18 protein-coding genes are annotated in these 22,757 nt (G+C 47.2%); 4 read left to right on the top strand and 14 right to left on the bottom strand.

The window, feature by feature from the left end:
* Positions 1 to 211: 211 nt before the first annotated feature.
* The 3 genes from NG796_RS22695 to NG796_RS22685 are packed head-to-tail and all read right to left on the bottom strand — an operon-like array spanning position 212 to position 1,774.
* The gene (locus tag NG796_RS22695) at positions 212 to 412 is read right to left on the bottom strand and encodes a hypothetical protein (protein ID WP_261209416.1); all 201 of its coding nucleotides are present in this window, start codon (positions 410 to 412) and stop codon (positions 212 to 214) included.
* A 40-nt stretch (positions 413 to 452) separates the two neighbouring features.
* A complete protein-coding gene (gene rph / locus NG796_RS22690) occupies positions 453 to 1,184 on the bottom strand; it encodes a ribonuclease PH (RefSeq protein WP_261209415.1) in 732 nt (243 codons plus the stop codon).
* Positions 1,185 to 1,186: 2 nt separating this feature from the next.
* Positions 1,187 to 1,774 (bottom strand): adenylate kinase, encoded by a 588-nt coding sequence (locus NG796_RS22685; RefSeq protein ID WP_261209413.1) that lies wholly within the window; start codon positions 1,772 to 1,774, stop codon positions 1,187 to 1,189.
* A gap of 262 nt (positions 1,775 to 2,036) precedes the next feature.
* Between NG796_RS22685 and NG796_RS22680 the strand changes: the two genes are divergently transcribed.
* On the top strand, positions 2,037 to 2,573 hold the full coding sequence (locus tag NG796_RS22680) for a P-loop NTPase family protein (RefSeq protein ID WP_261209412.1): 537 nt from the start codon (positions 2,037 to 2,039) through the stop codon (positions 2,571 to 2,573).
* A gap of 53 nt (positions 2,574 to 2,626) precedes the next feature.
* Here NG796_RS22680 and NG796_RS22675 read toward each other — a convergent pair whose 3' ends face one another.
* Both NG796_RS22675 and NG796_RS22670 read right to left on the bottom strand, forming a co-directional pair.
* Positions 2,627 to 3,169, bottom strand: coding sequence for a deoxycytidylate deaminase (locus NG796_RS22675; protein WP_261209419.1), 543 nt, complete (start codon positions 3,167 to 3,169; stop codon positions 2,627 to 2,629).
* Positions 3,170 to 3,253: 84 nt separating this feature from the next.
* Positions 3,254 to 3,547: a DUF2442 domain-containing protein gene (locus tag NG796_RS22670; protein WP_261209411.1), complete on the bottom strand. Its 294-nt coding sequence runs from the start codon at positions 3,545 to 3,547 to the stop codon at positions 3,254 to 3,256.
* Between the two features lie 43 nt (positions 3,548 to 3,590).
* Between NG796_RS22670 and dut the strand changes: the two genes are divergently transcribed.
* A complete protein-coding gene (gene dut / locus NG796_RS22665) occupies positions 3,591 to 4,022 on the top strand; it encodes a dUTP diphosphatase (protein ID WP_261209410.1) in 432 nt (143 codons plus the stop codon).
* A 33-nt stretch (positions 4,023 to 4,055) separates the two neighbouring features.
* On the opposite strand, the gene thyX is transcribed toward dut, so the two are convergent.
* From thyX to NG796_RS22635, 6 genes are all read right to left on the bottom strand, one after another.
* A complete protein-coding gene (gene thyX / locus NG796_RS22660; RefSeq protein ID WP_261209409.1) occupies positions 4,056 to 5,936 on the bottom strand; it encodes an FAD-dependent thymidylate synthase in 1,881 nt (626 codons plus the stop codon).
* A gap of 132 nt (positions 5,937 to 6,068) precedes the next feature.
* Positions 6,069 to 7,724 (bottom strand): thymidylate synthase, encoded by a 1,656-nt coding sequence (locus NG796_RS22655; RefSeq protein ID WP_261209408.1) that lies wholly within the window; start codon positions 7,722 to 7,724, stop codon positions 6,069 to 6,071.
* Between the two features lie 375 nt (positions 7,725 to 8,099).
* Entirely contained in the window at positions 8,100 to 8,939 is an 840-nt protein-coding gene (locus NG796_RS22650) for an Npun_R2479 family HD domain-containing metalloprotein (protein WP_261209407.1), read from the bottom strand.
* 574 nt (positions 8,940 to 9,513) lie between these two features.
* Positions 9,514 to 10,119, bottom strand: coding sequence for a hypothetical protein (locus NG796_RS22645; RefSeq protein WP_261209406.1), 606 nt, complete (start codon positions 10,117 to 10,119; stop codon positions 9,514 to 9,516).
* Between the two features lie 265 nt (positions 10,120 to 10,384).
* The gene (gene ppc, locus NG796_RS22640) at positions 10,385 to 13,423 is read right to left on the bottom strand and encodes a phosphoenolpyruvate carboxylase (protein ID WP_261209405.1); all 3,039 of its coding nucleotides are present in this window, start codon (positions 13,421 to 13,423) and stop codon (positions 10,385 to 10,387) included.
* Between the two features lie 991 nt (positions 13,424 to 14,414).
* Positions 14,415 to 14,654: a hypothetical protein gene (locus tag NG796_RS22635; protein WP_261209404.1), complete on the bottom strand. Its 240-nt coding sequence runs from the start codon at positions 14,652 to 14,654 to the stop codon at positions 14,415 to 14,417.
* 74 nt (positions 14,655 to 14,728) lie between these two features.
* On the opposite strand from NG796_RS22635, the gene NG796_RS22630 reads away from it, so the two are divergent.
* Both NG796_RS22630 and NG796_RS22625 read left to right on the top strand, forming a co-directional pair.
* Positions 14,729 to 14,914, top strand: coding sequence for a hypothetical protein (locus tag NG796_RS22630; RefSeq protein ID WP_261209403.1), 186 nt, complete (start codon positions 14,729 to 14,731; stop codon positions 14,912 to 14,914).
* 167 nt (positions 14,915 to 15,081) lie between these two features.
* Positions 15,082 to 18,402, top strand: a complete 3,321-nt coding sequence (locus NG796_RS22625; RefSeq protein WP_261209402.1) for a hypothetical protein — start codon at positions 15,082 to 15,084, stop codon at positions 18,400 to 18,402.
* 87 nt (positions 18,403 to 18,489) lie between these two features.
* On the opposite strand, the gene NG796_RS22620 is transcribed toward NG796_RS22625, so the two are convergent.
* From NG796_RS22620 to NG796_RS22610, 3 genes are all read right to left on the bottom strand, one after another.
* A complete protein-coding gene (locus NG796_RS22620) occupies positions 18,490 to 19,983 on the bottom strand; it encodes a hypothetical protein (protein WP_261209401.1) in 1,494 nt (497 codons plus the stop codon).
* 552 nt (positions 19,984 to 20,535) lie between these two features.
* Positions 20,536 to 22,071, bottom strand: a complete 1,536-nt coding sequence (gene crtD / locus NG796_RS22615) for a C-3',4' desaturase CrtD (protein ID WP_261209400.1) — start codon at positions 22,069 to 22,071, stop codon at positions 20,536 to 20,538.
* A 305-nt stretch (positions 22,072 to 22,376) separates the two neighbouring features.
* Positions 22,377 to 22,703: an STAS domain-containing protein gene (locus NG796_RS22610; RefSeq protein WP_261209399.1), complete on the bottom strand. Its 327-nt coding sequence runs from the start codon at positions 22,701 to 22,703 to the stop codon at positions 22,377 to 22,379.
* Positions 22,704 to 22,757 lie beyond the last annotated feature (54 nt).

Below are 22,757 nucleotides of genomic sequence, written 5' to 3'. Positions count from 1 at the left end.
TTCACGCCATTTTTACTGATATTGCTGGACTGACACTTAGGACAAATCATATTTTCTAGAGGTAGAGGCTACCTCCTTATCATACCATAGATGTGCAACGCCTCTTTTATCCAACAACAACAATCGCTGTTTTCCCTTCCTCCGGTACTGCGGCAATATGGGAAAACTCTATGAGATTTACAATTTAAACTGACTGACTATTAAACACCCTTTACTCTCGTAGACGTTCAGAAATTTGAATCAATAACCGCAAGGCTTCATTCACCGATTCCTGGGTTGGGAACGCACGGGCTACATCTGGATCTAGCAGGACCAAATTCGTTCCTTGTTGATAACGCTCGACATATTTTCCCCGGACCCCTCCGCTTAATTGGGAAAAGTCATATTCATCCAACAATTCATCGTTAGGCATTATGATCAATCAATCAGTTGATAATCAAAAATAAATAATTTTACCCGTTGTTCCCCCCATAAATGGCCTGTTTTTGTGCGGCGACTAATTCCTGAATTCCGGATTCAGCCATATCTAAAATGCGGTTGAGTTCGGTGCGATTAAAACTGCCTGCTTCGGCAGTTCCTTGTAATTCCAGAATATCCAACCCATCGCTCATCACCACATTAAAATCAATATCTGCTGCCACATCTTCCGGGTAGTTGAGGTCCAGATAGGGTTCACCCTCAAATAACCCCACGGAAACAGCGGCGACTTGGCGACAAATGGGCGATTGTTCTAACTCTCCGGTTTGCACCAGTTTCTCGATCGCCAAGGCTAGGGCCACAAATCCCCCGGTAATCGATGTGGTTCGGGTTCCGGCATCGGCTTGGAGGACATCGGCATCAATCAGAATTGTCCGTTCTCCCAGTGCTTTTAAATCCAGTGCCGCGCGTAAACTGCGCCCGATGAGGCGTTGAATCTCTTGGGTGCGTCCCGACAGTTTCATGAATTCTCGGGATTGCCGTTGGGGGGTGGCACCGGGAAGCATTCGATATTCTGCGGTTAACCAGCCACTGCCTTGATTAGCAAGGAATCGAGGGACTCCGGGTTCGATGGTGACGGTACAGAGGACCTGGGTATCGCCACAACGGGTCAGGACGGAACTGTTCGCAAAGCGGGTAAAGTCTTTTTCAAACCGAATCGGACGCAGTTGTGCCGGTTCTCGGCCATCGGGACGCTGCCAAATCATGATTAGGATTGCGTTTTGTTAGGGTTGACCGTTTTCCAGATTTCTTTATGGATTTCTGTCGAGGGCCGATCGCCATCGAGGGTGAGGAGGCGATCGCCATAGTTGTAGTAGTCCAAGATGGGAGTCGTGCGTTCTTGGAATAACTGGATCCGACGACGCAGAAATTCCGGTTCGTCATCGGGACGCCCTCTTTCCGGTTTCGCCTGCGATCGCTCTAGGGACCGGCGCATTAACTCCGCATCGGATACGTTCAGCCAAATCGCCCAATCTAGGGTCTGCTGCAAGGATTCCAGTAAAAAATCCAGTTCTTCCGCTTGGAATGAGGTGCGGGGATAACCATCGAGTAACCACCCGTTTTGTGTATAGGGTTGGGTTAACTGTTCGCGAATAAATTCAATCATGATGGGGTCCGGGACCAGTTCCCCACGTTCTGCATAAGGTTGCGCCTGCCTGCCTAATTCAGTTTGGGCGGCGATCGCCTTAAACAGGATTTCCCCGGTTGAAATGCAAGGAATATTCAGGCGACTGCATAGCTGACTCGCCTGGGTCCCCTTTCCTGCTCCTGGCCCTCCCAGAATTACCAATCTCACGACAAAAACTCCTCATGTTGGCCCAAAATAGACTCTACCACTGTTACCCTTCTCAGGGAATAAATCTTAATTTCTCCCTAACTTTGTCCCAAGTTCCCACGCCTCGGGCATTTCGCGGGATTTTGTACATTTAGTGTTTTTTCGTGGCATAATCGGGTTACCAAACACTACATATTGACTTGATGGGATTGCCCGAATTCACTTCCTGGCAGTCTATCGGTCTATCTTTTCGGTTTCGTCACCCATCGGAAATATTGCCACAATGATTGCACAGCTAGAAAGTCCCACTCTCGATACGCCTTGTCGTCTACCCTACGCCGTGGAGGGGTTGCTACAAGTTTTTACCAGCAGCCATCGCAACTTTTTTACCAGTGTTATGGCCCAGGCCCTAAGAATTTCGGGTCAGGGGACCCCGGTCCTGGTCGTCCAGTTTCTCAAGGGAGGAATCGGTCAGGGTCCAGAGGCCCCGGTTCAACTCGGCCAAAACCTGGATTGGGTTCGTTGTGACTTACCTCGCTGCATTGATACGCCGGAGTTAGATGAAATTGAGGCCGGTTCTCTGCGAAAATTATGGGACTATACCCAACAAGTGGTTTTTGAAGGAAAATATTCTCTCGTCGTTCTGGATGAGTTGAGTGTAGCCATTAGTTTTGGCTTGATCCCCGAAGCGGAAGTTTTAAAATTTTTAGAAAAACGCCCGAGTCACGTTGATATTATTTTAACGGGACCGAATATGCCCCAACCAATTTTAGAATTAGCGGACCAAATCACTGAAATTCGCCGCAGTCATCGTCCGTAGGACAGGCAAGAATTAAGAATTAATGGGGGGCTAACTCTTAATTCTTAATTCTTTTAGATGAGGGATTGGTTGGCTACAGAGGTTGGGTTGATCAGAAAGGTGGCAGCTTTTTGGGCGATCGCCTCAGAAATATGAATTTGTTTGAGGGTAACTAACCCATCCTGAATAAACGAATCTCGCACTAACAGGCTGTTTCCACTGTTAAATCCGGTCTCGAAAAACACTTCATGAATTCCGGCAGAAATAATTAATTTTAAGCAAGATAAACAAGGTTCCAGAGTGACATAAATGCTGGATCCTTCAGTGGAAATTCCATGTTTAGCCGCTTGGGCGATCGCATTCGCTTCCGCATGAACCGCCCGAGAAGGCAAAGACTTACTTTCTGCACAGCTACTCAATCCGGGATAACAGTATCCCTGCGCCGTACAATGGGCCGTACCCGACGGGGAACCATTATAACCCGTTGCTACAACCTGCTTATTTTTAACAATCACTGCACCCACAGGAAAAGCAAGGCAAGTTGATCGCATCGCCGCCAATTTTGCCAACATGATAAAATATTCATCCCATGTTGGTCTCAGTTCTTCCAGTTCCATTAATTTTGAGCTATCCAATCGTTTCTATTCATAGTAACAGTTTGAGGCAGAAAATACTAATAAATCCAGGTTAAAATCATCGGTTTATAAGGCTTTAGATGCTGCTGAAGATGAAGCAATAAAGGGTTTATCATCAGGATGAGCTTGAAACCATAAGGCATCAGCACAAAAGTTAATTTCTCCCGGCCACTCAATAAAGCGACCGTCTTTTGAACATTTGATTTGTGAAAAGAAGGCCGTATCGGATAATCTGTAAACCACTCCACCACGCTCAATAAATGGGGAAAAGTCAATCCCAATAACCGTTCCATTACTGTAGAGGATGTGGAGGTGATAATTGGCTTCTGGGGTGACAATTTGAATGAAATAAGGCATCATAGTTTAATTGTACTGAGTTAAAAAGTCACTGAAACCGCCCAAGATGAAACTAAAAATTTATCCCTTGCATCCGGATGCCATTATTCCAACTTATGCCCATGACAACGATTCCGCAATGGATTTATCGGCGAATGAAGAGGTGACGCTACATCCGGGGGAACGGAAGTTAGTTGGAACCGGAATTGCGATTGAGTTACCGCCTTTGACGGAAGCACAAATTAGGCCGAGAAGTGGGTTAGCTTATAAACAGGGGATTACAGTTTTGAATACGCCGGGAACCATTGATGAAGGATATCGGGGGGAAATTAAGGTGATTTTAATCAATCATGGACAAGAAGTTTTTCAAGTCCTCAAAGGGATGAGAATTGCTCAAATGGCAATTACTCCAGTTTTAAGGCCAGAAATTGAGGTAGCAACCACGGAAATTATGGCAACTACAAGAGGTGCAAATGGTTTTGGATCGACGGGGGTATAGAGAGAGGGTTGGTCTCTCTATACCCTTCGGAAGTTAGGGAGATAAACGACCTTTTTTGAGACGATGTTTCTCATACCATTCTGCTATAGCGGGGACCCATTCTTGAAAATGCGGCCAAATCAAATCGCAGAGTTTTTGGCATTCGAGTTGGGCGTCGGGTTTGGCGCGCAGATCGAGTAAATGCATAAGACTTCGCGCATTGAAGGAAACCACCCAGTGTTGACGGACATCAAAGGGAATAATGCCTCGGGCGTGTTCTTCTGATGTCCCTTCTTCAATCAAAACCTGATAGCGTTTGGCGGCATCTAAACACCAAGCTAAATCGCGATCGCGTTGTTGTTGGGTATATTCATAGCGTTTTCCCTGGCGATCGGTATAGTAGCCAACGGGACGTAAATAAAACACATCTTCAATGTCGCGAATTCCTTTTGCCGCATCAACAATACGGTTACCCGTGTAACGATTAGAATTATGAACAACTACGCCATTCGCTACGAAATTATGCCAAGGACCTTCTACTTCGAGATCGTAGGTCGTTTGGTAACCTAAAAAATCAACACTAACCACATTAACTGGGTGCGCTCTTAATTTATTGCCCGGGGGTTTAGGTTTACCTTTCCAGTTTTTTGGTTCAAGAATCGGCTGATAGTTTTTAGCAAACTCAGCTTCTTGATTTTTACTATGAATCTCCTCGTGACAAGCTTTACACACAGTCACCAGATTATCAAAATCATAAGCGAGAGATTCATCCGCATATACAGGTACTAAATGATGCGCGTGCAACACCCCTCCTGTTTGTCCACAAGACTGACAAATGTAACAGAACTTTTTATGAACTTGGGGCGCTATTTGCCTTGTCCATGCTCCAATCAGTTCGCGCTCATTGGAGGTTCCCCCTTTCCAAAAATGAGAATCTTCTCCCCTCTTCGTGTAAAGTTTTGCGTTTTCTCGTCTTTTTTCAAAACTTTCTACAGAAAGGTTCAAACGGTATCCTTTCTTACCTTTATTCCAAGGATTTTTAGTTCCTTTAGGACGTTTATTTACCGATAACCCATGAAAATATACCCATTTTTTAACTGATTCTATTGAACAGCCTGCCATTTGAGCTATTTCATTAACATACAGCCCTTCACTTAATCGATGTTGGAGCCAACTTTTATCTCTGTAGAGACCTTCGCCTACTACAGTCCCATTACACATCAAACTGCAGTCTTTAGTGAATCGGAGAACTTTGCCATCTTTATCGGTTACTAAACCAACAGCTTCTCCCATTGTTCGCCAACCTTCCGATGTAAATAGACGGTGTTTGGTCGTACAATCCAATGTTTTTCCATCTTTTAGAGTTACTCGATAAACAGGCTGGACACCCTTAATAATAACGTTATTAATGTGTCCAATTTCAAAAAATCCTGTGGTTTCATTTAAAACCCTCAACCGAATTTTTTTGAGTCGCGTTTTGCAATCCCGGCGGTATTCTCCTGGTGGTTCTCCGTTTCTACCTCGTTTTAATCGCTGGCGGATAGCTTTTTCTCCGTTAGCCCACAAATCGTAAAGTTCAGCAATTTTTATTTTGCGTAAACTTCCACCAGCGTGTAAAAAAGTAACCTCGGTGTCTCCAGCCAGACATTGCACATCGAATGAAATTCCAACTCTGTGAGTCCTAATTTGCTGCATGACACTATGGGGAAAAAAGCCGCAATTGAACACAATTCCCACGTGTTCAATCGGTCCATAATGACCCCGTTCCCCGGCTAACAGACGCTTGACAATGAGTTCGCCACATTTGGATTCTGACGGCCAAGTATCTTGGTCATCATAGACAAAATCCTCGCTATAATCTTGGTGCATTGCTGCATAAATGACTTGCTGAGGATTGGGGGTTTTGGTAATTACTTCTACTCGAAATCGATCCATGATTTATTCCTAACTTCTAAATGGTTTCCCCTGGGGGAATCTCCCGATCGCGGATTGGTTCTGGGTTGCACTTACCGGGTTCTTAGATTTGCCAAATTTTTCATCCTATCATGACTTGCTGTCATCGGACACTTACAAATTGGCGATCGCCTCCGCAAATTTCTGGAAATTCTCCGGTTCTTGTTGGGATGCCAGGACGAGATAGTGCAAGGAGACGATCGCCAAGTCGGCGGATAAGCTACATTTGCGCGAATCGCTGACTCTCCAATCGTTGTTGACAAAGATATCCTCTAGTTTTTTATAAGCATCTCGAATCGCCTCAAAACAGCCTTGATAGCTAGATATCTGCTGCCATTGTTCGGATGATTCATACCTTTGAATCAGTAATTTAGAAGTCGGGTCGAATCCTTCGTTATGCCAGTAGGTTTGTAAGTCTTCAGCTATGGAATAGGGTTGAATAAATTCTTGAAACATTTCAGGATAATGTTCCGCCAGATAGGTTAAATATTTGGTGGAATAGACGGCTAAATCGGCAAAGGTATCCAGTACCGATTCGTCCGCAGTGGGTTTGACATTTTCAGTGAACATGGTTTCGAGGCGGTCGTATTTGCGGGAAATTCCAGCAAATACGCCGAGGGCTTCTCCATGTTTTTTCCAGCTATTTTTATAAACTAGAGTTTTCTTGTAATGGAGGGTGCTTAATAACTCGAATATACTTAAAAAAGAATAGGCGTGAGTTGGTTCTCTTCGTTGCCAGAGATAATCGAAGTAGTCTTTTTCCTGGGGGTCTAGGCGGATGATTTCGTAGTCGTTCCAGAGTCGGGAAAAATATTCGATTACGGCAATTTTGAAATCATTTTGAGGTAATTTGGCGATGAATTGGGCGATTTTTTCCGGTTTGTCTCCCTGGAGGTGTCGATTGTAAATGTACAGTAATTCCAAGCTATTTTTAACTAACTCATCGGGGATATCCTGGAGTTCATCCCAGACTGTCAATGACCCTTGCCGCATTTGATGTTCTAACTCAAACCAGCGTGATAGGGTACTATCAATTTCGCGAAATGGGGTGGTAAATTGAGGGGGTGTAAATCCGAATTCATATAAGGTTTTGGGAGTGTGGGAGTCTAGGACTTTTTGCGCCTGGGTAGCGTGGCGATCGCCGAGATGCAATTCGCTGATGAAGCAGCAATATTCCCCCACTTGGGTTCCCGTCCAATAGGCAACAGCTTCCTGAAAAATGCTCAATCCAAACGGATTAATTCCCGAAGTCCCGGACAACAGATCATGGGACTGAATACAAACATTCAAATGCAGTTTACCATTTCTGATTAAAAATTGCATCCAATTCTGGGCAATATTTCCGGGCTTTCCTAAGTCTGTTAGTTGAGGTTGTGATAAATTAATCACTGCATCTCGGCTACTGGAATCGGTGTTCAAAATGCAGACAATTTTTTGAATTTCTTTGCTGAGATGCCAGGATTTTAAACTGGGATTTTCATGGCTGTTCTGGGATGGGTCTTCTTCAAAAAAGTCGAGGGCTTGGGGTAAATAGTGATATAAGAATCTTAAGTCTTTACGACCGGCCATTTCCCAAAAGGTGGCGGCAATTTGAGCAAAGAGGTTAGAGTTGAGATGAGGAATGATATCAACTCGTTCGCGGGGAGAGGTAATTTTCATGAGGCGCGATCGCCCTGCTTTGAGTTCAATCCCACCCCACAAAACCGTTTCATTAGAGTCTAACAGTGCTTTCAGTTCGGAGTAGAATGCCTGAGTGGTATTTCTAAACATTTTTATAAACCTTTTTTCTTGGATGGCTTGCGATAATTAGGGTTCAATCGGATATTAGAATAATCGAGATAATTCCCGACTCTAACTTTAAAGTTAACTTAGAAAGCCATAAAATTTTGCAATTTTAGGTTAGAATAATTCCTTGTATTTCCCTTAAAAATTAACCCGATAATCGGAGAGTGAAGGCCGGTTATTATCCTGCCTTCCAATGAAAAACAGGGCCAAAACTATTTGGACCAATCGCGATGTTCAATATATCATGAAATTGACACAATAGAAAGAGGGATTGAGGGGGAACCCGCCGGATGCCAGGGGACCCAATGACTTACAGCTAATTTCCGTTAGGGTTTCAAGAGGCGATCGCACCGCCATCCCTTATGTTGGCTTGGGGGGTTCATGTTCAACTACAAACACATTGGCGTAAAGATTAGCAATAATTTGTTTTCCCTGTTGAGTCAACTCCAGACAAGTCAACCCATTTTTAATATATTGATGAACCACTCCCCAATAAAATTTAGGATAATTTTTTCTGAGATCTCCGGGATTTCGATAGCCAACTTTTTGATTAAACCCCGTTTCCTCAAACTCATAAAATAGCCCAGAAATCTTCTTAAGATAGCGGGGATCACTCAATTGACCGATGAGGTCAGCAGCCCGAACTAAACCGGGATAATTAACCGTATCTTGATGATCTGCCTCTGCCGGAACCGGAAAACGAGTGAGTTCGATGTTGAGTTTAATTTCTTCAGAATTGATTAACTTATGGCCGCCAAACCGTTCTTCAATAAACAGTTTACCGCGATCGACATGATAGGGAGTCAAACTGGCATCCGTGCAGCCCGGATCAAGAGAAACCATTATACCATTGATTCCGGTGGCATACAATCCTTCACTATCTTCTCGACAAACCCCCTTGACATAGCCAATATCATGGCATAACAAAGAAATGGTGAAATGCAGCCAATCTTCACAAGAAACCCCGCCTTCACGGATGTGTTTCCCTCGGAGAATTTCCTGACCAACAAGGGTAACTAAAATGGTATGCTCGACATTATGGTAAAGGGCGTCACTGTTGGCAATATTCTCTAAGGCCATGCCTCCGGCCCAAGCAATAATATCGGCATAGTCCGGCTTCAGTCCGCCATACATCCGGTAATAGCCTTCGCGGAGTTTTTCAACAAAGTCGGAAATTAATATCTGTGTGATGCTGTACATATCGGGTGGTTTCGCTATCAAGGCAGGCTATAGGGTAGGAATGGGAAAAGTTTCGCCCTGGTTCCCTTGGTTCGATCTCCCTTGGTGTTCTATGGACCTTCTAGGTTGCTGTTAGAGTTGACCCCACTCTGTAGGATCTGCGACAGTTGGGACGACCACCCAACCCGTGACTCTACTGGACTGTTAATTGCCCTTGTCTTTACCCCTAATATTAATCATAACTGTCCCCCTGGGCCAGTTGAATTTTTGAGATGGAATTCGCCTTTCCCCGGATTAGGGGGACTTTAAAACATCAAATTTTCTAGCAGAGATCCCCCCAACCCCACCAGCAGCAGGGAAATAATTTTTTGAAACCGCTTGGGCACTCCCTGGGATGGGTTGGTTTATGGGAATCTCCCCTCCCGATTTGCAACGGGGTGGGAAACCGCTGTGGATGTTGGGGTTGTGGAGAGGACGAGGGGAGATTATCCCGGTGATTTTGCACTGAGGCTCCCTTGTTCCGGAGAGGAAGGCCAGCCTTTTTAAGTTTTAGGGTGAAAAAATCAAATGGGGAAACCGGGATGCTGAGACCGGATTAGGAGCGTTCTACAGGTTTGGAGCGGGAGGCTTGGGCCTCGGCGATCGCCTCGTCAGAAAATCCCAGTTGATGCAACAAATGCTGCGCTTGTAGTGGAGTCAGGGGGGAGATTTCCTGGAACTGGGCAAGGGCAGTAAGCCATTGTTGAAACTCCATCAGACTGACGGGTTTGGAGGCGATCGCCTGGGGTCTTCCAGAAGCCGGGGTCAAATCGGCGGGTTGGGTTTTTAACAGGGTGATCAACTCCCGGACCTGTACCAGTTGTTCCGGGGTTAACCCCTCTAACTCCAGGCGGTCCCCTTCACTGGCCGACAATTCTTGATTTCCGCTTCCCGAGAGGCTTTTCCCTTTGGGGTGGCGGGTAGCAATTCCCGCCAGAAATGCCCCCAAAATCGTCCCCGTCCACAATCCAGCGGTGCCACCTTTGAACATTGCGGGACTATGCTGCACTCGGCACAAGGTATTTAACCACACATAATCGCTCGTGTTGCACTGTTGAGCATGGGCCAACCACCGCATTTGTCCGCCCCAAAATGAACCCAAGGCACCGGATAAGAGAGCCACTCCCGTGCAGATCAACATCCGTTTTTTTGATTTGTTCATAATCCTATCCTTATCCTGAATCAGGGTGGCTGGAGGGTGAACGCTCAACCGGACATTCCCTGTGTTAACTCAGAACTGAGGGAAACTGGATTCAGTTTCTGGTTGATGGGTGGGTTGCGATCGCCCTCCCCTGGGCGTGATTCACCCACAGAATCAACTGATAAGGGAGGGGATTGAAGGACCCCACCCTATACCCTCCCCTTGGCAAGGGGAGGGGACCGGAGATTGTTTCCACTGGAATCAGTTTAGCGAATCCCTGAAGGCATCAGCCGGTATTTCTCATCCCCGCAGCGATCCCGTTAATGGTTAACAAGGCACCCCGTAGCAATTCGCCCTTGCTGTAACGGGAGTGAATCACTCCCGTTACGGACTGACTTTGATGTTCGCGCAGGCGTTTGAGTAGGGACACTTGTAATAAACCCAGGGGAACGATAGTGGCATTTCGCAATTGAACCGATCGCTGTAAATCTGGGTCTCCATCTAACAGCCGTTGATGTTCAGTGATAGCGAGCACTAAATCGCGGGTGAGGTTAAATTCCGTCGCAATTTGAGTGAACAGGGCTTCAAAGCGATCGCGATTTTCCGGTTGAGTCAGTTCCCGAACATAGTGATGGGCAATTTCTAAATCCACCTTGGAGAGGGTCATTTCTACTTTAGAAATCACCATCTTAAAGAACGGCCATTTTAGATAGAAATAGCGCAAGAGTTTCAGATGTTCTTCCGGTTCCTGTTCTAGGAAATTATTCAGGGCAGTTCCGACGCCGTACCAAGCAGGGAGGAGGAACCGAGTTTGAGTCCAGCTAAAGACCCAAGGAATGGCCCGCAGAGAACCTAAATCCCGTTTGCCGCTACTGCGTCTTGCAGGGCGCGAGGAGATTTGTAACTTGCTGATTTCATCAATGGGGGTGACTTCATGGAAGAAATCAATAAAATCAGGTTGTTCATAAATCAAGGCGCGGTAATGTTGGCGAGAGCGATCGGCCAACTCTTCCATGATTTGATTCCAGGCTTCAATATCATCAAAGCCGGACCCGAGTAAGCTACTTTGAACTACCGCACTGGCGATAGTTTCTAAGTTATAAAGGGCTAACTCGGGTAAGGTGTATTTACTGGCTAAAACTTCCCCTTGTTCGGTAATTTTAATCCGCCCGTTAATACTGCGGCCCGGTTGAGCTAAAATCGCCTCATAAGCTGGACCGCCCCCGCGACCAACAGACCCGCCGCGACCGTGAAAGATGCGGAGGACCACACTGAAGCGATCGCCAATGAGTTGGAGCGCTTTTTGGGCTTTATGAATTTCCCAGTTACTGCTTAAAAATCCCGAATCTTTATTACTATCGGAATATCCCAGCATCACCTCTTGTAATTTAGGAACCTGAATGTGAGAAGATTTCAGGTTAGAAATGTTGGGGACATCCGTCTGAGTGACACTGGCCGGGAGAGCTTTTTGGTATCCGCCGGAGAGTAAAGCATGATAAAGTGGCAGTTCAAACAGATTCTGAATGACCGTCGGTGCGCGTTTTAAGTCCTCTACGGTTTCAAATAAAGGAACGACTTGAATGGTTCCCATGCCGGTAGCGGGGTCATAAAGACCGGCTTCTTTGGCAAGCAGGAGGACTTCTAACAAATCACTAACATCACGGCTCATGCTAATGATGTAGGTTTGACAGATTTCCAAGCCAAACTCTTCTTGAAGGGCCCGCAGCATTCTAAAGGTAGAAATAATCTCGCTGGTTTGCTCCGAAAAGGGCAGTTCTGCGGGGATTAAAGGCCGCCTGGTTTTCAGTTCTAGGGTCAACCATTCGGTTTTTTCGGCTTCCGATAGGTCATCGTAAGGGCGGGGTAAGATTTGCAGATATTCTGCTATTTCTGTAATCGCTGTACTGTGGCGGGAGGATTCTTGCCGAATATCTAAGTGGGCTAAAATAAAGCCATAGATTTCTACTTGGCAAATGAGTTGTTCTAAGTCTCGACAGCTTAAGCCCGTTGCGGCTAAATTGCGTTGAATCAGGCGTAATTCATCGAGAAATTCTGCACCGGAGTGATACATCGGAGCATTTTTGATATCACTCAAATGGCGATTCCAGTCGGATTCGGTATAAAGACGCTGATTGCGATCGCGGGTATTTTCCAGGCGATGCCAGATATAGGCGAGTTTTAACCGATAGGGTTCTTGTCGATAGCGAATTGCCAGTTTTTCATAAATGTCTGGCATTTGTAGTCGGTCTTGTTCCAGGGATTCCAGGAGTTCTGGTAAGACGTCACTCCAGTGCAGAGACAAGGACAAAAGTTGGGTCAAGCGATCGAGAGAACCCATGTATTTATCTAGGATTAACTGCCGCTGATAGCAGGCAGTTTTCCAGGTAATCGAAGGAGTACAATAGGGATTGCCATCGCGATCGGACCCGACCCATGAGCCAAATTTGCAGAAATTGTAACGGGGGGGTTGCAGATAGGGAAATGACGCTTGCAACGAGCGTTTTAGGCGGTGGTGGAGTTGAGGGACGGCATCAAATAGAACCTCTTTGAAATAGTGGAGGGTATAATCTACTTCATCGAGGACAGATGGTTTAAACTGATGTAATTCGTCTGTTCGCCACCACAGGCGAATTTCTTCAGTGAGTGCCTCTAGGAGGTCTTTCGTTTCGCAGGATGTTGTTTGGCTATCCGGTTGCCGACCTTCTTCTAGGGTGTCGAGTTCTTGTAAAATTTGAGCCAACCGCCGCTGTTTGGTCCGCAAGGTATGACGAACAATTTCCGTCGGGTGAGCGGTAAAGACTAAGCGAATATCCAGACTTTCCATAATTTTCTGGATTTGCTGGGGCGGGACATTCAACTGCTTTAATTTAGGAAACAAAGCAGAGAAATTGGCTAATTCTCGACGGCGCGTAACAGTTTGACTCGCAAAATAAGGGCTTTCTTTGGGAACCTCAAATTGCTCAGTTTCGGGGACAACGGGGTTAGTTGTTCCCGCAAATCGCAGGCGATCGCGCTGCTCGTAATGTTGCTCAACAATGTTAATCAGTTGAAAATACAATGCAAAGGCACGAGCGGCTCGAATTGCATCATTAAGGTCCAACTGTTCTACTAATTTCAGAACACTGGATTCTGAAAAATTGTAGGCTTGTCCCTCGGCGGAATACATCGATCGCAATTGCGCCAGTAGAACCACTAATTCCTGACCGCATTCAGTCCGTAGGACGGACTCCCATAAGTCCTCGACGACTTTGAGACGATGGCGTAAAAATAAGTCGGACGAACTAACTGTCATAACAGAATTTGAGGGTTCGAGTCGTAAAGTCATCAGAACCTCCTGAACGATTGGAAAACACCCGGTCTACACTGGGTAAAAACGACTCAAGGGACTGTGATCCCGGTGAGGGAATAAATGGTATTTGTGCGCTGATCCGGGGGAAGTTGGTGAACCTCAATAAACCCAACCTGTAGTTATTCAGACCAAAGAAAGGCTGTTATCCCGCCGCTAAAGCTGGATAACCTAGTTTTTCTGTCCCCAATTCTATTTTTACCTTGATTCGGTTCACTTCCCTTCAATCCAATTCATCAAAGCGCGGGTCGATGTGAACGGGTTAAACTAATACGTTGGTTGTCAGAATACGATTACGGTCCTGCCTTGATCCCGAGTTCCTATAATTTAATCGTGATTAAGGCGCGGCCCGAATCCTATGACCGACTTAAGCACCTGTGCCAGGACAGGCTCCCAACTCGTTGACCCCCCTCGCTCCGAGCGAGGGACTTGCAAGGCTTAGACGGGTAGGGTGACTCAACAAACTTTAGTCGGTTAAAACGAAAGGTGAGTCGGCGCTATTCTGCGGAATCGAGGGATACCCCCGGGTTGTTCAGAATGGGATACTGGACCTTCCCAGCCTGCTGAGGTCAGATATTAGCTAATTTTACGGTCGATCCGGGGATTTTTAGCAGGCTTCGTGCCAGGAGGCGATCGCAGTCTGGACGGACTCAGTTTACCCCCTAACTGCTCCTAAATCTCGCTTTCTTCTCGATCCACTCTTGTCAAACTCCTGAGGATTAGCGCCTTGAATCAACTAGATTTCCTGACAATTGCAGTCGGTGGCCCTGGAAAATCCTCCAGATGGCCCCCTCGGTTTGACCGTGAATTTACATAACCCTTAAAATAGAGACAACACCCGGGGATTTTACCCGGGTCCTGTCTCGGGGTTGAAGAACATCCAGGGAACTGCCAAAGCTGAACTCCCAGGGTGGAATTCCTCCCCTGGCGATCGCCGGGGATCTGGCTCTAGCAAACCCTGGATTGAGATTCAGTCCTCCTCAGCATGGGGAAAATTGAGGACCGGGAGGCGATCGCCTCGAAACACTTCTTCACTCGCTTGACCCATCGATTGCAGCATTTCACTCACGGCTTTTCCCCCCAGCAAAGCCCCTAAGAAAGGCGGGGTGAGTAACGTAATCAGCCATTCTGAGGAAATTTTGACAAAGGGTTCTTGGGTATCAGGATTCAAGGAGGTAGGTTCGCCATTCGGTGAGTTGGATGAGTTCATAGGGACCTCTTTTCTAGCTTGACAACATTATTAAAATGAGAATCGGAGAATGACCCGGTTAGGTCATCTCAACTATGACAAAATTTACGAGTTATGCTATTTGGAGCAAACCCAGTCCGCACCCCTCCCCCGTGGAAGGGACTTCGGGCAACCCTCGGGACTTCTATGCTGAGATTGCCCAAGGGTTACTGGGTCAAGGGTCCAACGATCTCCCGAGGTCAGATTATCTGCTGTTTAAGCAGTTACCAGACTGGTCTTGAGCCGCCATAAGGCGGACATCTGGCTCGGGTTTAACCCATTAGCACAGAGGGTTTCGGAGAGTTCCCGGGATGATATTCCCGAAAAAAACTTTCCACTTAATCGCCGTAAATGACGGGGTTTCAAACCCGTTTTGAACAGATGAGGAGCGGGGAGAGGAATCATTAAGATGGTAAACACACAGGAGCTGGTCCAAACTAATACAGGGACAACCCTAACCCAATGGGCAGCCCAAGCCCTAGGGGTAACGGAGGACAATATTCATCTGCGTTTCCGTGGGAACACGCTGCACATTCTCTGGGAAAGCGAAAGCTGTCCATCGATGGCGATCGCCGTGGCAACGCTGACGGATGCGCTCAAAAAACAGGGCATCGACAGCCTGCTACCCCCGGATCATCCCCCCATTGATGAAATCTTCCTCTACGGTCGCACCCTGGGGACGAAGCGTCCAGATTGGAGTGTCAGAATTGAATCCAGTCAGCCGCATTTCCCGACATCGGAGGACTCGCTGTTATCCGAAAATGAACCCTCCTGTGCCGAACTCAAACCCACTGAGACTCTCCCCACGCCACCGCCTTCTCCCACTCCCCCGACAGAAAATCTCCCCTTCTCCATTACCGATGCGCGGATGATGCTTAAGGTGCAGAGTCGGGCTTCCCTGGGAAATCCCGAAGCTGAAGCGCTGCTGGCAAAAGGGATAGGGCGGTATCTCACGGAAACCCTCAGCCTTTATTCTATCTCCGTCAAAGTCCTGATCCGACCCCTGAAACGAGCCGATCGCACCTGGGGCGATCGCCCCTATCCCCCGCGTCGTCTCTGGATCTTCTGTCAGTCCCCGGATTCCCCAGATGCCAACGCCCTCACCTTGCCGATCGCCGAACGGTTGCGAGAACTCCAGTTAACCGGATGCACCGATGCGGCGCTTCTCGGACGCACCACCCCCGAGGGCAAACCCGAATTACTCCGACGCGTGGACCTCACTCCCACCGGAGAACGCCTTAAAAACTGGGCCAAATGGGGGGATCTCCCGGCCATCACGCGGCTGTTAAATCAGGCCCTCGCGCCTCGGGGTCTGGAAGTCGGCGCAGTCCAAAAAGATGCGACGCTGCATCTATTCTGCGGCAACTCCGCCCCGGACTCAGACCTAGCCGCTGCAGATAAGTCCCTCTGCATTGATGCGATCGCCCCCATTCTCAAATCCCTCTCTCCCCAAGGACTCCACGCCGTTACCCTCTATGGCTGTCGTTACGGTCGCCACCTGGACACCCCCTCTAACGCCCCACCGCTTTGGGTCGATTGGCTCGACTTACCCGCCGCCCGGGACCCCCTCCTAGCCCTCTCCCCCCGGGAACTCGCCACCCAAGGCAACCTGGACGCCCTCCAGTTCTTGCTCGATCGCCTCGTCAATCCCGATCTCGATGCCAAACTCAACGGCAGTGGTCTTTCCATCTTCCTGCGTCAAGACCCCGACCTCCTGCATCTCATGGTCGAAGGCTCCACCTGTCCCGACCAAGACACCCTCGCTCCCCTCGTCCTGGAATTCCTCCAGGAATTGAACCTCAATGGGGTTGAAGAGCTTCGTCTCTATGGTCGTCGAGGGGGAGATAAGCATCCCTCTTGGCGCTACCATACCTCCATTTTTGCCCCCTCTAGCCTGGTCCCCCTAGAGCCGGAACCCACTTTAGCCCCCTCCGAAGACCCAACTCCAGAACTACCCGAAGCCCCCGAACCTGAGTTAGTCGAGGAAACTCCCGAACCTGTCATCGCCTTTACCCACGGGGAACCCGATGCCACGGAGGACCTTCCGGAAGCGGTAGAGTCCATGTTTGCCTCGGACCCACCGGAGGAATTACAATCCTGTCTGACCAAACAGGTGATCCCCCCTGCGCCTCGGGAGCGTCCCTCCCCGGGTTGGGTCACCCGACTGCTGTTGCTCACAGGTTTGTTTATTCCCGCTAAAACCTTCCGTCGGGGTCCGGCAAGCAGCAGTAAAGTCGCCTTTATTTGGGGCTTCCTCGGTTTATTAGGTCTATTCCATGCTGATTGGCTCCTGGGTCGGGCTGCCTTGTTCCCTGTCTCCCCCTCGTTAGAAACCGCCACGGTAACCGAACCCTCCCAGGCCGACCCCAATCCCCTATCGGATGACAGTCCCCAGGCTGAATTGAGCTTCGGTGAACTCTCCCGGAATCCATCGGCGGACGACGAGGATGACCCCATTTTTAATGGTTCTAGCTTTACGGAGTTTCAGGAGGACCCGGCGATCGCTGCTAATCCTGAGACTGTGCCCACCTTTGAATATCCAACCTTTAACTCTCAGCAGTTAGATGAACAACTGCGGTTGTATTTGCAATATTTAGCCACTTCGGGTCCCCCGGATGTGTTGATTATTGGCAGTTCCCGTGCCTTACGGGGAGTGGCTCCCATGACGATTCAGGAGTCTCTCGCCGCCCGTTATCCGGGACTGAAGGTGTTTAATTTCGGGATTAATGGGGCCACCGCTCAAGTGGCTGACTTTGTGGTTCGTGAACTGATTCCTCAAGAGCAATTACCGAAACTGATTCTCTGGGCTGATGGAGCCAGGGCCTTGAATAGTGGTCGGAGCGATCGCACCTTTGAGGCGATTACCCGGTCCCCAGGATATCGCCATCTCCTCCTCGGCAATCGACCTCAGATCCCGGAAATGGCGAAGGATGATGAGGACAGTCAGTCCCTTTCATCCCTGAGTGAAACCCTGGTCCAACGCGCTCGAACTGGGTTAAATGTCAAGGAAAGTTATGAAAAACTTGACCTTTGGATTAATGAGCAACTGGCATCCTTGTCCGCCAATTATGAAAACCGCGATCGCCTCCAAGGGTTTCTGAGGAGTCAACTCCTCTTACCCCTAGCGGACATCGCGAACAATTTCATTCCCGAACCCAGTCGTCCCTCGGAAGAGGCGGAGGAAGAAGCGATCGCAGAAACCACCACCGACCCCACCTTGGATTCGGTGGAACAAAGCATCATCGCCTTGAGTGAAGAATCCGCCGCGTTATCCAGTCCCGAAACTCTCGAAGCTGGCACCCTTTCTAATGGATTCTTACCCTTGTCTGTGCGGTTTAATCCCATGACCTATTATGAAAAACACGCTCGGGTTTCAGGGGACTATGATGCGGATTACGAGTCGTTCCAATTAGCGGGAATTCAAACCGCTGCGGTTACTAACCTACTAGAATTTACCCGCCAGCATCAGATTCCCCTGGTGTTTATTAATATGCCTCTAACTCAGGAGTATTTGGACCCAGTACGCCTAGAATATGAGCGGGAGTTCCAAAAATATATGCTGAGTTTATCCTTAGAAAAAGAAGGACTCAGTTTCCGCGATCTCAGTCAACTTTGGCCTACCGAAATTGATCGCTTTTCCGACCCCAGTCACCTCAACCGCTATGGTGCATACGAGGTTTCTAACCGTTTATCCCAAGACCCCATGATTCCTTGGCCCCAAACTCAGTGAGGATGAATAGGCAATACAAACCTCAACTCTTCTCCCCTGTTTTTGATGATATTCAGTCGTCATGGGGATGGGGTATTTCGGTGTGGATTAGTCCCGACGCATCCAGCTTAATAGCCAAGAAAATAAGGCAAAAACAATAGTACCCACGGCAATACTAATGAGGATTACCAGGATAAATAATGCGACGGAGGGGAACCGATCGGGGGAATTGAGGGCGGTGACGGGTTGATCGAAACTGAGGTAAATGGAACTGGCAGCGACAACAGCAGCCGTTCCAACTCCAACGGCGATCGCTTCGAGTTTAGTTTCCAGATGTCGTTCGTGATCAATGCGTTCGATTTCGACAATCCCCCGAATTGTGGCGATCGCCCGATCAACCAGTCCCTTTCCATGCACAAAATAATCTAAATCCGCTTTAATTCGTTCTTGAAAATAAGGCACTTCTTGTCGGGTAAAATTTTCTACAAAACTTAAATCAATCGGTTTTAAATAAAACACATCTAAATTTTGCTTGCGCTGAATTTCATCAAGGGCGGCATCATATTTTTTAGCATCAATGGCAATCGTATTTCGATTCCGTTCTAAAACCTGCTGCAATCGGGAATATTCCAACGCCAGTCCTGGCATGATTTTGAGTTTATGCTTCAGGCTTTCTAAATATTTATATCCTAGCCTTTTATTCGGAACTAAGTTAGAAATTTGGTGATTTACCTCTGAAATAATTCTTTCAATTTCCTCATATTTCCGATAAGTTTCTTGATATCCACTTCGCGTAAAATCAAAACTGGTTAATATTTTATTCCGATAATAAAACAATTCAATTAAATCCCAATAGGCGGATTCAAACTTACGTTTGAGGGTATCATCTCGAAAGAACAAAACTAAAACATGACGATAATCAGATTGAGTTTCTAAGGTTTCAATATCTCCAAATTCAAAAATGGGACTCCCAAATAACCGACCTTTGTTGCTGTAAGCAGGCCGTTTTTTGGGGTCCTCAATCAATTCATCTACACATTGGCAAGCCAAGTTTTTTAACCCTTCGGGAGAAAACTGTTTTTGTTCTTCTGTTAAATCCGCAGTGAGGAGGAGTGTTTGGCCTAAAGAACTTTGAATAAAGTCGGGGAGTAACAGATTGGCCTGGGTATTAAATTCCCCATAAATTGAAATAGGAATTGCATCGGTTCGACGCTCATTTTCTTTTTCGGGCCGACGAATATTCAAGGCTAAGGCATAACTATCATAAACCCGCCGGGGACAAGCAATCCCGGTGAAATTGACGGGATATTCATCGAGTTCTAAAGTGCCTTTAAAGTCAATCAAGCCATTTTTGTGGAGATTGATGATATTGCCCGGTCCTTCTTCTTTGGGGTCGTAAGCCTGTTCTCCTTTCGGTGCATAATACCCCAACAAATCCAGAGGATTATCATACCCATATTGGTGGAGAATTTTACCAAGTTTTTCCCATAATTTTTCGGCATTAGGTACGATCCGGGGTTCGGAACGAATGCCGCTTTCATGGCGTAAATGAAAAGCAAATAAATGAATATTTGGAGCGTTTACTTTTGGAGAATTCATCATTAATTATGTATATTTTTTGATTAATGCTGTTGCCAATGACAAGGTAAAATTTAGAAATTTACAAGCCTGGAGACTGATGGATTGGGTTTAAGTTCCATCCTATACAGTCCCTTTCTTGAGTGGTTTCAAACCCTTGTATCTTAGCCGAGGGGTTTATTTCTGGCAATCCGTCGAGAGGGGGAAAGTCTCCTGTTTTTTTGAGGGCTTCTCCCGCTTGACTCCGCCTGAACTAACCCCCGATCGCCTGATTGCTGAACTTTAATTTATGCCATGAACTGTCCTAATCATTGTGATACAATATTAGACTCTTAAAGTTAGAGGGTTTTAGCCCTCGCCAGAGGGAGTGGAAAACCGCTCCGTAAACTTTTGTATAAAATGTTATAAAATAGCCAAAAATCTCCAATCCGTAAAGGGTTAAAGAGGTGAATGGATCCTGAAATATTTTTGCAGGCCCATACCAGACCCGATGGCGATCGCGACCTGAATTAATTTTATCATCTCCTTGCCATCAGGCGGCTATTTTTAAACCCTCTTAACTCCCATTGCAATTGTTCAATATCCCTCAGCTTCAATTTGCCGAACCGCTGTGAGTGCGGAATAACTCACCCCAGCCGTTCCTTCCCCGGGATGGGTTGAATCTCCCACTAACCAAAGATGCGGAATGGGAGTGCGAGTCGCTAGTCCAAAGGGTCCAAATGTTGCCACACGCTGACCCACACCTCCCACAATCCCGCGATCGCGTCCGGTAAACCGGGCAAAGGTGCGCGGAGTCGCCGATTCCTGATAAACAATCGTCTCTGGATTCAGGGTAAAATACGCTCCCAACCGGGCGATCGCTTCGGTTTCATACTGTTGCTTTAACTGAGAATAATCCTCACAATTGGTCCAAATTTGTGTATCGGTAAACGAGGAAGCCGTAATCGTTGCCATGCCTTCGGGCGATCGGCCATCTCCAACGCGACTCACGGACACAAATAAAGAATTATTCTCCCCAATTTCTCCCTCATAATCATACAAAAATTGTAAATGTGGCGGACAATTCTCCGGAATCGCTTCCTGTTTCACCCCCAAATAAACCACAAATGCCCCGGATGCCGGAGGTAAATTCTCCACCCGACGGCGATACAACTGCTGAAATAAATTTTCTGAACCTTGGGGCAACTCCACCAGGTTAACAAGATTTTGCACCGGCACATTAGCAACCATTAAATCCGGTTGTTCGGTCCAAATCTCCCCGGTTTTTTGATTGAGAATCGTCACCGTGGATGAGCCGGTTTCTGTAACCTGAATCTGTTTGACCGTATGGCGCATGAACAGTTCACCCCCATGTTTTTCTAACCCTTCAACGAGGCGATCGCTCAACACCTGCATACTCCCTTTTAAATGGGATAACCCTTGAGGAGATTGGGACACCCCTAACGCCGTTGCTGCATACAATAACGCCGTTTCCTGGGCATTCACCTGGGAATATAATTTCAGTTGCAAATCCAGAAAAGTTTTCAGCCGCTTATCTTGTTTTAATCCCAACCATCCCAAGGTATCCCCCACGGTCATTAAGGTAAAGGGAACCGTAACCATTGTATCGAGACGGAGGGCTTTAATTAACTGCCAAACATCCCAAAAATTCCTCGGAGGTAACACCGGATCTCGGCCTTGAAACTGCCAAGAAGCCCGAAATAAAGTCGCCATTAACTGCCAAAAGGGTTCGCTACCGGGAAACTGGCGCTGCCGTTCCCTCTGCCATTGTTGCGGGTCCCGCCAAATATTAATTGGGGTGGTTTCTCCAGGCAGAAACACCGCGCAGGCAGGGTCACAATCGCTTGCATCTGGGAGATTAATTCCTAATTCTGAAAAAATCCGGTGATGAATCCCTCCTGGTTCTAATCCAGCCACTTGGGTTGCGCCCACATCAAAGGTAAATCCTTGTCGCCGGAAGGTCGAAGCGCATCCCCCGGGAACGATCGCTAGATCGAAAATCCGCACTGCATAGCCTCGTTTGGCTAATAAGGCCCCGGCAGTTAATCCACCAATTCCTGCCCCAATCACAATAACGCGCGGTTTATTTTTACCCTGATGATGGCTTGACATTCGAGATAAGCTTTACATTTTTTAATATTTTTTTAATTGTAAAGGATTTTTCAGTATTTGGGAACGGTGGACGAGGGGCAAAAATTGAAAAGTGATCCAGTGCAGGGGCTGATACCAAAGGTCTCCCCCCTCTGAGATTTGGGACTTTTACCCAGAATTTAATGAGGGGCAGTCGGTAATTTTAACAAAAATACGGCAACGGTTAATAAGCTGTAATTAGGGCGAATGGCTGTCAATCCTAAGTCAGAAATAAAGTTGGCATAGTAGATGAGTGCCTGATCCTGTGAAGGCGATCGCCTTGCGAATTAGACTTGGATAGTTGTGCCGACTCGAAGCATTTCATCATCATACCCGGACTCTACAATATCGAGTTCACAGGCAAGGTCACTAATTTCCAAAATGTATTGAACGGAAGTATTTAAGTTGCACAAACTTAAGCGTTTGCCAGTTTTACGAACTAGGCGATCAACCGCCAATAAGGTGCTGACCCCACAATGACCTAAAGACTTGACCCCGGCCAAATCAATGAAATAATGGTTATAGTTTTCCGCCACTAAAGCTGCAATTTTTTGCTGAAGCATTGCGGAGACTTTCACATCTAAATTGCCCTGGGGTTTAACAATGACGTTCATGCTGGTTCTCCTCCAAAACGATCCATTGAATGGTTACCCTGATTAGTAATTCAT

Source organism: Laspinema sp. D2d, assembly GCF_025370755.1.
Lineage (GTDB): Bacteria > Cyanobacteriota > Cyanobacteriia > Cyanobacteriales > Laspinemataceae > Laspinema.
This window is presented reverse-complemented; position numbering and strand designations above follow the sequence as displayed.